Origin of the sequence: Pedobacter sp. (assembly GCF_035317785.1) — a bacterium.
GTDB lineage: Bacteria > Bacteroidota > Bacteroidia > Sphingobacteriales > Sphingobacteriaceae > Pedobacter.
In genome coordinates, this window is sequence record NZ_DATHGC010000389.1 from 1 (window position 1) to 14766 (window position 14766).

Genomic DNA, 14766 nt, shown 5'->3' on the forward strand with positions numbered 1-14766 from the left:
CAATAATGGATTCTATTTTACCGTTATCTGAACTCAGAACGCCTACCCTGGCCACTATCGGGACTTCATCTCCGTTTTTATGAATCTTTTTCAGCTCAATGGTAAAACTGTAAGCCTCAAGATCCTCGGATTTGCCATGAATGAACCGCAGGGCCTTGTCATTGAGGTCATGGGAAAACGGCGCAAATTCGGCTGCGGACATATTGACTATGGCCAGCATATTGATCTCATCATCTCTATAACCGACCACTTCTTCCCAGCCGCTTGCAAAGATCATCCGGTTCTCCCTGAAGGAGTAAATATAGATGGCTTCTTCAGGAAATTTTGGTATGGTCTTCTTGAAAAACTGTGCCTGCTCGCTTTCAAGATCTGCAGGAACGTCCGTTATGAACGTCCTGGAGTAGTCCCCAAAATTCTTTTTCATTGTCATTGTCCCATTAGAAAAATCAAAAATAGCATAAACTGCGTATTTTCACAGTTGATTCCGTTTAAAATCTCCTTTAATTTTGTAATTAGTTAAAAATATTTCGGATGTCACCGGATTTATCTTAAAAAATATTGCGGCAAAGCCAATTTAAAAATATAGAAAAAAGTAAAAAGCATCATGCAGAGCAACACAATGAACAAGTTATTTTCACGCAGTTTTTCAATATTTGTTTTGAAACTGATTGCCCTGGCTTTATTAGCATTGAGCTTCTATCAGGCTGGCATTCTGGGTTAATCCGAAACAGTTCTTTGATCTGGAGCGACAGCAAACTGCGTAAACTAGTAAGCCGCCAGGGAAAATATATTTCCTGAATAGGACTTAAGCCTGTCCTGTCCCCCCAGAAAATCCAGGGCTATGATAAAAGAATAGCCGGCAATGTCTGCACCTAGCTGCATGAGCAGTTCTGAAGCAGCAACTACAGTCCCTCCGGTGGCCAGAAGATCATCGTGTATCAGAACCTTTTGTCCCCGCAGCACTGCATCCTCATGGCATTCTATAGCGGCACTGCCATATTCGAGGTCATAAGATTGCCGGATGGTCTTGTAAGGCAGTTTTCCCGCTTTCCTGACCGGCACAAATGGCACATTTAAGAGCTGGGCCAGTGAGGGTCCGAAAAGAAAACCCCTGCTTTCTATACCTGCTACCACGTCGATCTCCAAACCTTTCAGCTGCGCAGCAAGCGCGGTGTTGATTGCTCTGCAGAGGGCGGGGTCTTTTAATAGGGGGGTGATGTCTTTAAAAATAATCCCCGGTTTAGGGAAATCCTTTACATCACGTACGGCTTGCTTGATTTTTGATTCCATGTCTGTCATTGAAAAACTAAATAAGGCGCCATCCTTGCTATGGTTTCAGGATTGAGGAGGAGCACCTTGGTTAAGTCTGCAATATTACTATAATTCCCGTGTTGTTTTCTATACTGGATCAAGGCATTTATTTGTTTGTACCTGAGGTAGGGATGGTTTTTCAGATCTTCAAACGCTGCCGTATTGATGCTGATCTTTTTGATCAGTTCCTGGTCTGTGCTGACCTGACCGCTTATTTCCCGGTATTTCAGGGAATCAAGGCCAAAGACCTCCATCAGCTGGGTCTTGTGGTAAAACCCACCGATGCGTGTTCTGTATTTGATGATCCTTGAGGCAAACGCCGGCCCTATGCCCCTTATTTCACACAGCGAAGTGCTGTCAGCACTATTGATCTCCACGATCTTTAAAGCAGTCTTTTCATAGTCAGGCCAGGTGCCGCCGGTCCTTTTAGAAGGGTCTTCGGGAACTGTCGCCGGAGGTATGTTTACGTAAGGCGCCAGGGCCTTATATAGTTTCGGGCTGATGGTGTACATTTTCTGCAGGTCCTCTTTCTTCCTGAACCTTCCCCCTTTGGCGACATATTTTAAAATTGCAGCGGATTGCTTTGCTGATAAACCCAGTCGCTGCCAGCCGTCCATACCAATAGCATTGGGGTCGAACGGGAACAGCAAAGTGCTGTATTTTTTGCCTTGCCCATGCCGGTCTCCTCCCTTTACATGCACTTGCTTATTGCCCGGATATTTGTGTTCGGACTGTAACTGCGCAATCAATGCCTGCACAATCAGCCGGTCGGTCATTTCCGTATGGTTTTCATTCCAGGCTGCTTCATACAGGTAAGGTGCAGCTGTGAGCATTGCAATTAATCCGGCAAGGACCAGCAAACCGTTAAATTCTCTTTTGTTCAGGTCAAAATATAAGTTCAGCCATTTTCTCATGTCAGGCTAAATTAGTGCAGCGCGGCAAGCAAACGGTAATGCCGCTGATCTTATTATTCGTATACTGTGAAGAACCCGCAAATGATTATTGAAATATTAATGTTATTTTTGGGGTTGGATTGTAAATCATTAAACCAAATTTAAATGAAGATCATAACCACCCAAGAGTTTGCAAAGGCCACAAAAATAGATAAACTGGGTGTGCCGGGTCTTGCAGCTTTACTCATGGAGATCATGAAGCTGAATGATATCAATAAGGTTTTTTCGAAGAATGAGCATTTCAGCGGACTTGAATTTGTGGATAAAATTCTGGAGACCATTGGTGTAAGCATAGATTTTGACGAAGATGACCTTAAAAATATCCCGAAGACGGGTGGTTTTATCGCAATCGCAAACCATCCTTATGGTGGTGTGGAAGGACTGGCACTGGTAAAACTGCTCTGCACGGTAAGACCTGAAGCCAAGGTGATGGTCAATTTTATTTTAAAGAAGATCCCGAACCTGAGTGAGTTTTTTGTAGCGGTAAACCCCTTTGAAAATGTGCAGCATTCTTCAAGCATCAGCGGGCTCAAGGCAACTTTTGATCTGCTGCAGAGCGGCACGCCTATAGGAATATTTCCTGCCGGTGAGGTTTCTACCTTCAGCCTCGACAAACAGGAGATCACCGACAGGTTGTGGCATCCGGTAGTCGGAAAATTGATTGCCAGGTCTAAAGTACCGGTAATCCCTATATATTTCCATGGCAATAATGGGGTGCTGTTCAACATCCTGAGCTTCATCCACCCTACTTTGAGAACAGCAAAGCTCCCATCAGAGTTTCTCAATAAACAGGGTTTAAAGATCAAAGTGAGAATAGGGAAACCGATCAACATCGAAGACATTTCCTACAGGAACAACACCAATAAACTGCTTGATTTTTTAAGGGCACGCACCTATGCGCTGGGTACAGGTCTGGATGAAGAAAAGAAACTCTTCAATCCGATCAATCTTTTTAAGATCAAGAAAAAACCCGAACCCGTTATTGAAGAAACAGACCGCAGCTTAATCGTTGAAGAAATTGAACAGCTGGAAAGTTTCAGGGTATGGCAGGAAAAAAACTATGAGGTCTATATCACGCCAACAGTAGCCATCCCGAATGTTTTACGGGAAATTGGCCGTTTAAGGGAAATCACTTTCAGGGAAGTCGGCGAAGGTACCAATAAGAAGATCGACCTGGACAATTACGATATTTATTATAACCATTTATTTATATGGGATAAAGAGCTCCAGAATATTGTCGGGGCCTACCGCATTGGCAAAGGCGATGAGATCCTCAATACCCTGGGCCGCCGGGGCTTTTATTTATCAGAGCTCTTCAAGATCAAGGAACCTTTTTACCCCTTATTGCGAAAGGGAATAGAACTGGGCAGGTCATGGATCCGCAAGGAGTACCAGCAGAAGCCGCTTCCATTGTTCCTGCTCTGGAAAGGCATTTTAAAATACCTGCTGGACAATCCCAAATACCGTTATATGTTTGGCCCGGTGAGCATCAGTAATAATTTTTCAAAGTTCTCAAAATCCCTGATCGTCAATTACATTACCAAGAATCACTTTGACTATGAACTGGCACACTATGTAAAGCCAAAGAATAAATTTAAAGCCGACCTCTCTGCGATAGACAAAGACCTGCTCATTGAAAGCAGCGAATCCCTGAAAGACCTGGACAGTCTGATCTCTGATATTGAGAATTCACACATTAAGATCCCGGTCTTGCTGAGGCAATACATGAACCTTAATGCAAAGATCATTTGCTTTAACATAGATCCAAAATTTTCAGATTGCCTGGATGGCTTTCTGGTGGTGGACATGCAAAATATCCCACCCGAAATGCTGGAGAAAATAGGCAAGAACTTTTAGCTTGCCGGGAGGGGTATTGTCATTGCCCGGCGGGCGCCCAGACAGAAACTGAACCGGCATATACTTTAAACTCGCCCCAGCCGTCTTCGTTTATGATGACCTGCTCATCTATTTTACCGAGGTGATCTGTAAATACGATGCCTGCGAATGATTTTCCCATCTCCATGGCTTTGGTCGTTCCAAGTCCGTTGGACATGAGCACCGCGCAGCCGGATCCGGGATGCGCTTCATCACCCTGCCGAGTCCAGCCAATGCATTGCGGATCGTCGAAATAATCAACCTGAACCCCGTACGCATGATGTTTTCTAAGGAACAGCAAGGCTTCCAGTTCCCTCATTTTCTCCATGGTAACCCGCTGGGTTTGCCCCTCTTTATCACTGTCCTCATAAGAGGAACCGTACAGATCAGTATAAAAAACGCATGGATATCCGCCCGCCCTTAACAGGATCAGTGCATAAGCCAGCGGTCTGAACCAAGGCTCAACAGTCTGTTCGAGCGATTGCAGGGGCTGCGTATCGTGGTTTTCTACCAGGGTCACCGCCAGCTCAGGTCTGGCCTGTACCAGGGTGTCATCAAAAATGGTACGCAGGTCATAATCCTTTCCCTCAATTGAAGCCCTGTGCAAATTGGCCTGCAGGGGTGCATCAAAGAGCGACATTCTTTCTTGTGTGGCCTCAATATATTTGAGCATAGCGCCCAGGTTTCCGGGCGCCCAGTATTCGCCTACGGTATAAAACTCGCTGCTGAATTCTGCACGCATATCATCCAGCCATTCATTGAAAAACCCCGGATCCATGTGTTTGATGGCGTCCAGTCGGAAACCATCAAAGCCTGCGGTTTCATAAAACCATTTTCCCCAGCGTTTTAGTTCTTCACGCACCTGCGGATTGCGAAAATCTATATCGGACAACATCAGATAGTCGTAATTGCCCAGTTCGTCCGACATTACCTCCTGCCAGTCTTCGCCGTATTCGTTCTGTATCTTATAAATCGCGGTTTCCTGTTTACGTGCGTCATAATCTACCCCTGCAAAGCAGTTATGGTCCCAGATAAAATCAGAATATTTACCCGCCCTGGCCGGAAAAGTAAATTTGGTAAAGGCTTCTATTTGATAGGGCTCACTGATGAACTCTGTTCGGTTTTCCGGGTTCACTTTCCGGACGGTGATCTCTTCTCTCTCTTCTGCACCGCCCATGTGGTTGAGCACAATATCTGCGTATATTTTTAATCCTGCCTGCTTCCCTGTCTGCACCGCATCTATATATTCCTGTTTGGTGCCGTATTTTGTGCGCACACCACCCCTCTGATCAAACTCTCCCAGGTCGTAAAGATCATAAGAATCGTACCCGCTGGCCTGTTCCCCGCCCATTCCTTTGTGCGCAGGCGGGAGCCATACGGTATCTATCCCGATGTCCTTTAGCCGCCGGGCTTCGGATGCGAAAAACCTCCAAAGACTTCCATCTGCCGGATAGTACCATTCAAAAAATTGCAACATGGTAAGGTTTTCCATGGACTGTTTGGATAAAAGTATTTGAGGGGATAAAATTGCAAAAAATTGTTCATCAAGTTCGGAAATAAAACCAGAAACCTGTTGTTAACACATGGCGTAATTGTTAACATAATGATAATATTAAATTATCTTTAAATTAACGTAATATTGCCTGTGATCCTATAAGATTAACAAAGAATGCGCAGAGTATTCCGAATAACGAACAAAAACTAACATCAAAAAACATATCAAAAAACAATAAATGAAATCATCATGATCTTTCAAACCCACAACGAATGAATAAGATCATGATAGCTTCGTTTCCAAAACAAAATATTAAATAAATGAAAAAAGAGGCATCAAAATCTGCAAAAAAAGCTAAAAAAGCAGTCCGCAAGGACCTATTTGACAAGTTTTCTATAGAAATAAAAGAAATTATAGAAAAAAGCGGTTATGAAGTAAAGAAAGCATCAAAAGAAATAAAAAAAGTAGCCAATCATCTTGCAAAAAAACTTTCACAGAAACCAGTAACAGGTAAAGCAGGCAAACCAGAAGCTCCTGCCGCCAAAGCTCCTGTAAAAGCCGCAGCGATTGCAAAAACTGTTCCGGCAAAGGAAAAAGTAAAACCGGAGCCTGTAGCAGAAGAAAAATAAAATAAAAAGCCCGCGATATTAATCACGGGCTTTTCTGTGTTATTATTTAAACAGCGGATTTATTCTAAAGTATTTCCCTCCTTCAAAACGTACCACATAATCGGATTTGAAGTGTGTACTTTTTTGATAGTAATCTGTAGTGATGATCTGAGCACCTGATTTACATGCAGCTTCAAAATAAGAAAGGTCATTGTTTCTTGCCTGCCGGGTATCAGAATCTGCCCTGGTACGAACAATATATCCTTTTTTTACCAATTGCAGAATCTCAGTATCTTTGGAGTTGTTCCTGATCATCATCGCCGCCTCAGGGTTTCCAGGATCTGCGTTGGCAAATAATACACGCCCTTTTAGTGAAGGATGTCCTTTTACATATCTGGCTCTCTTTTCTCCCTGTGCATCAAAGATAAAAAGGAATTTACCCTTTGCTGATTTAAGCAGCGGCCAGTTTCCATGCAGTACCGCATCTTCAAGTGTAAGGTATTTTCCGCGCACCTGATCCGGAGTGATCAGATGACCTGTGCCAAGATTGTCAGCTATAGTGCGGTCCAGTTCATCAAAAGTGCTTTCCGTGAACTTCTCGGGCTGTGTGAAGCCTGCTCTTTTGACCGAGTCGTCCTTTGCTTCAAGCGTGATAAATACAGGGGTATGATCAGGGTGGGCTTCAGACCATTTCCGAAGCTGTTGCAGGGCACCTTTAAAAGTAAGCGCATGGCTGCGAAAATCAAGATCCGGCACATGCAGAATCTTGAAACCAGGTTCATCCATTTCATGGTCTGCATCATATGGCTGTTGATTTTTTGCCCACTCCAAACCTTTAGGATGACTGTATTTACCTCCTTTGGCATCCGCATAAACATCGATCTCCAGGTTCCGCAAGCCCAGGCTCAGCTGTGCTCCAAAGCCGATGTGACCGTAATCCAGTTTACTTGCCGATACAGAATCCATTTGCTGAAATGCTTTAAACAAAACAGGATCTATGGCCTGCTTATAACTATTGTGCGAACCGACAACCTGAATCTTATTTATAGGCAGGTCATTTTCGTCGTTTCTTAGGAAAAAAGATCCGATAAACACCAACGGGATGCAAAGAATGGCTTTCATATGTATTAATTTAATTGGTATATCCCGGGTTTTGCCTGAGGTTGGTATTTAATTTTAACTCATTTGCCGGAATTGGATAAATCCTTCTGGTAATGTCTTTATTCATAGTTAGCACATCGTTTGGCAGGGGATATTCTATTTCAAATTTACCGAAACGGATCAGGTCGTTCCTTCTCCATCCTTCCCAGCTAAATTCTCTTGCCCGTTCATCCAGCAGGCTTTCCAGTGTAACATTTGCAGCCGTTTCAGCCCCCGCCCTTGCCCTGATCTTGTTCAATAACAAAATAGGCGTCTGCAGTTCTCCGTTTACAGTCGTTGCCGCAGCACCGCGCAATATCGCTTCCGCTTTCATAAGCATTACATCTGCCAAACGCAAAAAAGGCATGTCATTGCTGTTCAATCGGGTAGTTTGTACTGCATTCACATCAGGCCAGTATTTTACCGAACGTACCCCTTTTGCCTGATCTGCCACGGTATTGCCTAAGTCCATTGGTTTACCTGGTTTAAGGATCAGCTCTTTGGTTATCTCTATCTGAGTATTAGTTCCAGCTATCAAAACTGGTTTGCTCAAATCGGGTTTCCTGTTGGCATCCGGAGCATACTGCTTTCCTACCAGCCAATAGGTGGTCCTGACATCATTTACAATATTGAATCTTGCATAATATTCAGGGGTTGTGCTCATGGCAATACTAAAGCCTACGTTAATCCCATAAGCAGGTGCAAGTGCCGGATAAAACCCAAACCTGGTGATCTGGTTGCCCGGGATCTGCTGGTCATAAGGAACAGCAAAAATGGTTTCATTGATTTGGGGTCCGTTATTTACGTCAAAAATATCTGAATACTTAGCATCAAGCGTGTAATTATTATTTTTCAAAATGCTGTCTGCCATTGCTACGGCTTCAGCATACTTTGGCCTGCCGGTATATACTTCCGAATTGAGGTACATCTTTTCAAGCAAAGCAAAGGCCATAGCCTTTGTTGGTTTTCCATATATCGCTGTTTTGTTGTTATTGTCTTTTTGCGGCAGCTTAGGCAACACACCCAGCAGTTCTTTTTCAATAAATTCAAAGACTTTATCCCTGGTTTGATTGCCTGGCAAATTTGCCACCGGAAAGGCATCAATAAGCGGCACATTACCATACAGATCCATCATGAAAAAATAATACAAGGCACGCATAGCCCTTACCTCTGCCAGGCTAACTGCTTTGCTTTCTTCAGAAACAGCGGATTCGCTGGTCAGGTTGATCAAACGGTTACAATTGTTGATCCCCCCAAAGCCCCATTGCCAGATGTCCCTTACATTAGGGTGATCGAATGTCCAGGTATGGTAGTGCAATTGTCTGTACTGACCCCCGTCGTCAAAGTTTCCATCCCTGGCCGGGATAATTGCAGCATCAGTGGACAGTTCCTGCATTCTCCAGTATGGCACGCCATATTGTGAGGAAAGATTGGAATACATCGTGCCATAAAGCGCAGCATAATCTGATGGAGTAAGGGGGAAATTTTCTTTTACATATTGCGACTCCACATCAACATCCAGCTTTGTACAGGATTGCGTAAGCAGAAGCAGCATCAATACAGGGAGTAATAAAATTATCTTTTTCATTTCTGTAGTTGTTAAAATTAAAATGATGCGTTTATACCAAAACTAATGGTGCGTGTTTTAGGATAGAAATTGTTGTTGTCAATGCCCGGTGTCAATCCTCCAATGTTGATCTCAGGATCAATACCTGTATATTTTGTGATCACAAATAAGTTGCTTGCCGTCAGATACAGGCGTATTGCTTTGATTGACTGTGTTTTCGGCCTGATGCTATAACCTAATGTAGCATTATCCAAACGAAGGTATGAGCCACTTTCCAAAAACCGGTCAGATATGAGGTAACCATTTACATCATTAAATGATTCTCCAAGAGTGAATTTTGGAATGTTCTGTACCTTGGCATCTGAAGGATTGTTCAATGAAGCTTTTGTAGCATTCATTATTTTATTGCCAAGAACACCGCGCACCAGGAAGTTAAGGTCCCAGTTTTTATAATTAAATGTATTGTTCCAGCCATAAATAAGCTTTGGCTGTGCATTACCTGCAATTTTCTGATCTGTAGTTAAAGGCTGGGTAGCAATAACCTCTCCATTTGCATTGTAATACGTACTCACACCCGCGGCGTTTTTACCAGCATAATTCCAAAGGTTAAAAGTTCCCAACGGTTGTCCGGGCATCACTACCTGGCTGGAAAGAAACGACTGGCCTTTACCACCTAACTGTGCCGTTGGGATAGAAGCAATCTTATAGAAATCATCAGACAAGGTTTCTACTACGTTTTTATTGTGTGCAATGTTGGGTGATGTTCTCCAGCTGAAGTCTTCTGTTTTAATAACCAGTGCATTTAAAGACAGTTCTATTCCGGTATTTTTTATCTTGCCCACATTTGCAGGAATGGTAGGCAGGAAAAACTGGGTAGTTGATACCTCATATCGTTCATAGATCAGGTCAGAGGTTTTTTTAATATAATAATCAACGGAACCTGTGATCCTGTCCTTGAATAAACCAAAATCCAAACCAATATTGGTTGTGGCAGTGCTTTCCCATTTCAAATCCGGATTTTCATTTCTAACCGGGCCAATTGCGTTGCTGATTATTCCATTGTTTAGAAATTTGTTGCTGCCGGAAAGCGTACCGTAGATCAGCAAAGCAGAGAAGGCATTAAACCCAAAACTGTTTCCGGAAACTCCATAACCGGCCCTCAATTTAAGATCACTCACAACAGGTACTTCCTGCATAAAATCCTCATTGATGATCCTCCAGCCAGCAGATACTGCTGGAAAATAACCCCATCTGCTGTTTCTTCCAAACGCCGATGATCCATCTTTTCTCAATGAAGCCTGAAACAGGTATTTTTCATCGAAATTATACTGTGCCCTTCCATAAAAAGAGATCAGGCGAAGCGTAGATATGGCAATATCGTCAAATGGAAGCTGCGATAACGCCGTTGGATTAGAAAGAAAAAGGTTATTGTAACCCAATTCATCATTCGAGAAGTTCTGTGTGGTTATTCCAAAGCCGTCATTTGAACGGTCTTCCTGCCAGGAATATCCAGCCAGCAATTTCATACTGTGCATCCCAAATGTTCTGTCATAATTAAAATAACCCTCCAGAACTTCATTTTTATTTAAAACGGTATTTTTTCTTGCCTGGCCATTTACTCCTCTGGCTAAACCAGACTGGCTGTTTAAATAAGCACTCAATACGTTTTGATCCCTTTGGGCAGAAACGCTGGCAGTGAACTTCAATCCGTTAAGAATATCCACTGAGGCCAATCCGTTGATCAGCGTCTTGTTATTCAAATTGTCTATGGCATTATTGTCCACTATAGAAAGTGGATTACGCGTTCCGCTTCCGATCCGGGTATAATTCTCCTTGTAAGTACCATCGGTGTTAAACGGGCTTACTGTTGGGAGGTAGAAAAGCATATTAGACAGCGCTTGCTGCTGATAGATATCCGAACTACTGGAATTGCTATTGGTGATCGTAAAATTCAGTTTTAGCCTGTCGCTGAAAAACTTTTGGTTAATATAACCTCTAACTACTGTTCTTTTTAATGAAGTGTTTTTTAAGATGCCTTCGTTGGTGAGATAATTCACACTTGCTCCGTAGTCTGCACTTTGACCAGAGCCACCGTATGATAAATTGTGGTTTTGAGAATAACCTTTTCTTTCCAGCATTTGCTGCCAGTTCGTATCCGATCCATCGTCATCTGCCGGATTCAATATCTGTTTATTGTCAGCAAGATATTGACGAAGTTCAGGTGCACTCAGCATTTCATATTTTTTAGAAACCTCTTCTACAGCGGCATAACCACTATAAGAGAGTCTCGACTGCCCGTTTTTAGATTTCTTTGTCGTCACCATAATCACCCCATTAGCTGCTCTTGATCCATAAATTGCTGTGGAGGAGGCATCTTTAAGGATGTCGATATTCTCAATGTCTGAGGGAGCGAGCAGGTCTATGGATGCGCCAGGCACTCCATCAATCACATAAAAAGGCTCTTGTGCTGCTCCTTCACGCAAAGTAGAGGGTCCTCTAAGAATTGTAGACGGTTTTGCATTTGGATCACCGCTTTTTGTCACATTAAGGCCGGCAACTTTACCCTGCAGCAATTGAGCTGGTGAAACCAGTACTCCCTGGTTAAATTCTTCTGCCTTTACAGACGTTACGGAACCTGTCAGGTCTTTTTTGTTCGAAGTACCGTAACCGATCACCACTACATCCTTAAGGGATTTGCTATCGGTAACAAGCGTTACATTGATTATTAATTTTGAACCAATGGTCATCTCCTGCGGTACCATTCCAAGCATAGTAAATGTTAGCACATCCTCATTACTGTTTACTCTAATGCTGTAATTGCCATTTTCGCTCGTGGAGGCTCCGTTGTTCGTGCCTTTTACCTTTACAGTAACACCAGGAAGCGGTGCATTGGCTTCGTCGGTCACACGTCCGGTGATGGTCTTGCCAGGCTGCTGGGCGAATACCGCTAATGACAGCACCATAAGCATCGTTGAAAACAAGGTCTTCAATGACAAATGATCGGGGAAGCGATAATTTAGAATGTAAGTTTTTCTCATAAAACGGGATTATTAGTTAATTGATTAGATTGCTGGTTTATTAAGCATTATCAGTAGAAACCGCACAAAGATGCCCTTCTGTTATGAGCACTACAAAGCACTCAGATTATTAAATTGTTAAATCAAAATCTGTTAAATTAAATTGTCGTTGCGGATCTCTGTAGCTGTGCGCTTTTTTAAAGGGCTACAGTAACAGGCAAATACTTCGCGATCAAGTCTTCATAATAAGGTTTCAGTTCACTTACGACCGGTGGTTTCGGGCTCTTGGAATACAGGTCATAAGGATTAAACTTGTCCACCCATTTGAACATTTCCTGATCATGTGCATTTAATATGTGATCATAAGCGTGTTCGCGGTGCTGCGAATAGAAAGAATGGTAGCGGATCATATACAAAGCCGGTTCAGGCAGGTAATCTTTGGTCAGGTGGTACAGGTATTCGTCATGCCCCCAGGACATGTGGATGTTGTCGAGTCCGCACTGGTGGGTGTATACACCGTATTTTGTATTGTAGCGTTCGTCTTTGCTGTCGGGATTGTCGGCGAAAAATTCAGGAAAAACGATCTTATCTGAGAATTTACATCCAACAGGAAATGAATCCCCGACCACGTTCCACTGCGGTTCACCAAACAGGCACAATACTTTACCCAGGTCATGAATAAAGCCGGTCAGCACGAACCAGTCCGGGTGACCATCGGCACGTATGGCTTCTGCCGTCTGCAATAAATGCTGCAGCTGGTCCAGTGAAATATCAGGATCGGAATCATCGATCAGGGTATTCAGGTATTCCATAGCCTGCCACCAGGGCATCTCTTTTTTGTCAAATTTCAGGAAGTTCTCTTTTTTTGCCAGTACATTGCCATAGGTCTGGTATTTGTGGTTCAAGCGGTAAAACTCCCTTACTGAGTCGATCTCCGGGCTGTCGTAATTTCTGAACTCCTCTTTGGCCTTTGCCGGAACACCCGGCTCAGGATATCTTTTTAACACATCGTCTTCCCATGCCTCCAGACCCGACAGCGGGTTTTTCTCCTCATTTTGTTGCGCTTTCATAACTTTGTATTTTATCGTTAACAATTATTCATTTAATTTTACCAGAACACTGTATACAGGGCCGTCAGTATACCCATAATCAGGATAGAACCTATAGCAAAGCTGGTACTGATCTTAAACATTGAAGTGTCCACTTCAATTGCATTTTCGGCCGCAGCTTTCTGCGGCCTGCTCAAACTGATCACAATCATCAGGATCACAATGACTACAAAATCAATAGCCATTCTGTCGAGGAAAGGATAATCCGGGAAAGCACCGTTTGTCCACACCGGCAGAAACTTTAACACCGTTGAAAGAGGAATGGTGATCAGCGCTCCGGTCATAGCTGCAGCAGTTGTCGTGCGTTTCCAGTAAAAACCCAGCAAGAATATGGCCAGTACTCCCGGTGAGATAAAACCTACATATTCCTGGATAAACTGGTAAGCCTGGTCAAGGGACCTTAAAGACGGTGTCACGACTGCTGCAATTGTCATCGAAACCACAACTGCCCAGCGGCCAACATTGACCATCTTCTTATCAGAGGCTGTTTTGTTGAAGTATTTTTTATAAATATCAAGCGAGAAAATTGTAGATATGCTGTTTGCCTTACCGGCTAATGAAGCTACAATAGCGGCAGTAAGGGCAGCAAAGGCAATTCCCTTTAAGCCCGCCGGTAATAAATTCATTAAGGTTGGATAAGCATGATCTGGCTTCAGTACCCCCGCATCTGACATTTCTGCCACAAATAAACCTTTATTGTGAAGCACATACATCACAATTCCGGGAAGAACGGCGATTACCGGTACCAGTAATTTTAAAAATGCGGCGAATAGAATACCCTTGCGTGCTGTATTCAAATCGGCACCCAATGCACGCTGAACAATGTACTGGTTGCAGCCCCAGTAGGCCAGGTTGTTGATCAGCATACCACCAATCAATACAGATAAGCCCGGCAGTTCTTTATAGTACTTGTGTGAAGGTTCAAATATCATGTGAAAATGGCCGGGCGCTTCTTTTCTCAAGACCGAAAGGCCTTTAAAAATGTCCCCGCCAAATCCATATTCACTGGAAAGTAAAGAAAGGGCAAGATAAGTGGTAATCAGACCGCCAATGATCAGGACCAGTACCTGGATCACATCGGTATAGCCAATCACTTTCATTCCGCCCAGCGTGACCACCATTGAAAAGATGCTGAGTCCCACGATGCACCATTCGAAGCTGATGGGTGATATGGAGGAGATGGCCAGAGCTCCCAGGTAGATGATAGAAGTGAGGTTCACAAAGACATACACCAGCAACCAGAATACGGCCATAATGGTGCTTACTTTGTCATTGTACCGCTTTGATAAAAATTGCGGCATGGTGAAGATCTTGTTCTTCAGGTATACCGGGATGATAAAAATGGCCACAATGATCAATGTTGCTGCTGCCATCCATTCGTAAGTAGCAATAGCGAGCCCCAGTGCAAAACCGGAGCCCGACATCCCGATGAAATGCTCTGCGGAAATATTTGAAGCAATCAGTGATGCCCCGATAGCCCACCAGGTCAGCGAACCTTCTGCCAGGAAAAAATCCTTTGCACTACTGGATGTCGTTTTTTTCTTATGATAGATGTAGTAGCCATAACCGGCTATCGCAATAAAATAAATAAAGAAAACTACATAATCGGCAATGGCTAGATGATTCATATTTGGTTGGCGCTAAATCAGTTTTCCTCACATAAAATGAGTTAAATTAATTATCTTACATTT

Annotated in this window: 10 protein-coding genes and 1 pseudogene; 2 read left to right on the top strand and 9 right to left on the bottom strand. The window is 43.3% G+C overall.

Annotated features, from left to right (window positions below; all coding sequences use genetic code 11):
• The 3 genes and pseudogenes from VK541_RS24630 to VK541_RS24640 all read right to left on the bottom strand — a co-directional run.
• Positions 1–424 (bottom strand): annotated as a pseudogene (locus VK541_RS24630) (helix-turn-helix transcriptional regulator); the annotation flags it as partial.
• Positions 425–765: 341 nt separating this feature from the next.
• Entirely contained in the window at positions 766–1290 is a 525-nt protein-coding gene (locus VK541_RS24635; protein ID WP_324373273.1) for an adenine phosphoribosyltransferase, read from the bottom strand.
• Between the two features lie 5 nt (positions 1291–1295).
• Positions 1296–2225 (bottom strand): helix-hairpin-helix domain-containing protein, encoded by a 930-nt coding sequence (locus VK541_RS24640; RefSeq protein ID WP_324373274.1) that lies wholly within the window; start codon positions 2223–2225, stop codon positions 1296–1298.
• A gap of 144 nt (positions 2226–2369) precedes the next feature.
• Between VK541_RS24640 and VK541_RS24645 the strand changes: the two genes are divergently transcribed.
• On the top strand, positions 2370–4121 hold the full coding sequence (locus VK541_RS24645; RefSeq protein WP_324373275.1) for a lysophospholipid acyltransferase family protein: 1752 nt from the start codon (positions 2370–2372) through the stop codon (positions 4119–4121).
• A 19-nt stretch (positions 4122–4140) separates the two neighbouring features.
• Here VK541_RS24645 and VK541_RS24650 read toward each other — a convergent pair whose 3' ends face one another.
• Complete coding sequence (locus tag VK541_RS24650; protein ID WP_324373276.1) at positions 4141–5631, bottom strand: alpha-amylase; 1491 nt, start codon at positions 5629–5631, stop codon at positions 4141–4143.
• Between the two features lie 323 nt (positions 5632–5954).
• Between VK541_RS24650 and VK541_RS24655 the strand changes: the two genes are divergently transcribed.
• The gene (locus VK541_RS24655) at positions 5955–6263 is read left to right on the top strand and encodes a hypothetical protein (RefSeq protein WP_324373277.1); all 309 of its coding nucleotides are present in this window, start codon (positions 5955–5957) and stop codon (positions 6261–6263) included.
• Between the two features lie 42 nt (positions 6264–6305).
• Here the strand turns inward: VK541_RS24655 and VK541_RS24660 are convergent, their stop codons facing one another.
• From VK541_RS24660 to VK541_RS24680, 5 genes are all read right to left on the bottom strand, one after another.
• On the bottom strand, positions 6306–7364 hold the full coding sequence (locus tag VK541_RS24660) for a phosphatidylinositol-specific phospholipase C1-like protein (protein ID WP_324373278.1): 1059 nt from the start codon (positions 7362–7364) through the stop codon (positions 6306–6308).
• A gap of 10 nt (positions 7365–7374) precedes the next feature.
• Entirely contained in the window at positions 7375–8970 is a 1596-nt protein-coding gene (locus VK541_RS24665) for a RagB/SusD family nutrient uptake outer membrane protein (protein WP_324373279.1), read from the bottom strand.
• Between the two features lie 17 nt (positions 8971–8987).
• Complete coding sequence (locus VK541_RS24670) at positions 8988–11987, bottom strand: TonB-dependent receptor (protein ID WP_324373280.1); 3000 nt, start codon at positions 11985–11987, stop codon at positions 8988–8990.
• Between the two features lie 176 nt (positions 11988–12163).
• Positions 12164–13036 carry an inositol oxygenase family protein gene (locus VK541_RS24675; protein WP_324373281.1) on the bottom strand — a complete coding sequence of 291 codons (873 nt, stop codon included), beginning with the start codon at positions 13034–13036 and terminating at the stop codon, positions 12164–12166.
• Positions 13037–13074: 38 nt separating this feature from the next.
• Positions 13075–14703, bottom strand: coding sequence for a sodium/sugar symporter (locus VK541_RS24680; RefSeq protein WP_324373282.1), 1629 nt, complete (start codon positions 14701–14703; stop codon positions 13075–13077).
• Between the last annotated feature and the right edge of the window lie 63 nt (positions 14704–14766).

Bases quoted from the DNA above. Each gene is read 5' to 3' on its own strand.
- VK541_RS24635 (WP_324373273.1), bottom strand. From the start codon at position 1,290: ATGGAATCAAAAATCAAGCAAGCCGTACGTGATGTAAAGGATTTCCCT.
- VK541_RS24640 (WP_324373274.1), bottom strand. From the start codon at position 2,225: ATGAGAAAATGGCTGAACTTATATTTTGACCTGAACAAAAGAGAATTT.
- VK541_RS24645 (WP_324373275.1), top strand. From the start codon at position 2,370: ATGAAGATCATAACCACCCAAGAGTTTGCAAAGGCCACAAAAATAGAT.
- VK541_RS24650 (WP_324373276.1), bottom strand. From the start codon at position 5,631: ATGGAAAACCTTACCATGTTGCAATTTTTTGAATGGTACTATCCGGCA.
- VK541_RS24655 (WP_324373277.1), top strand. From the start codon at position 5,955: ATGAAAAAAGAGGCATCAAAATCTGCAAAAAAAGCTAAAAAAGCAGTC.
- VK541_RS24660 (WP_324373278.1), bottom strand. From the start codon at position 7,364: ATGAAAGCCATTCTTTGCATCCCGTTGGTGTTTATCGGATCTTTTTTC.
- VK541_RS24665 (WP_324373279.1), bottom strand. From the start codon at position 8,970: ATGAAAAAGATAATTTTATTACTCCCTGTATTGATGCTGCTTCTGCTT.
- VK541_RS24670 (WP_324373280.1), bottom strand. From the start codon at position 11,987: ATGAGAAAAACTTACATTCTAAATTATCGCTTCCCCGATCATTTGTCA.
- VK541_RS24675 (WP_324373281.1), bottom strand. From the start codon at position 13,036: ATGAAAGCGCAACAAAATGAGGAGAAAAACCCGCTGTCGGGTCTGGAG.
- VK541_RS24680 (WP_324373282.1), bottom strand. From the start codon at position 14,703: ATGAATCATCTAGCCATTGCCGATTATGTAGTTTTCTTTATTTATTTT.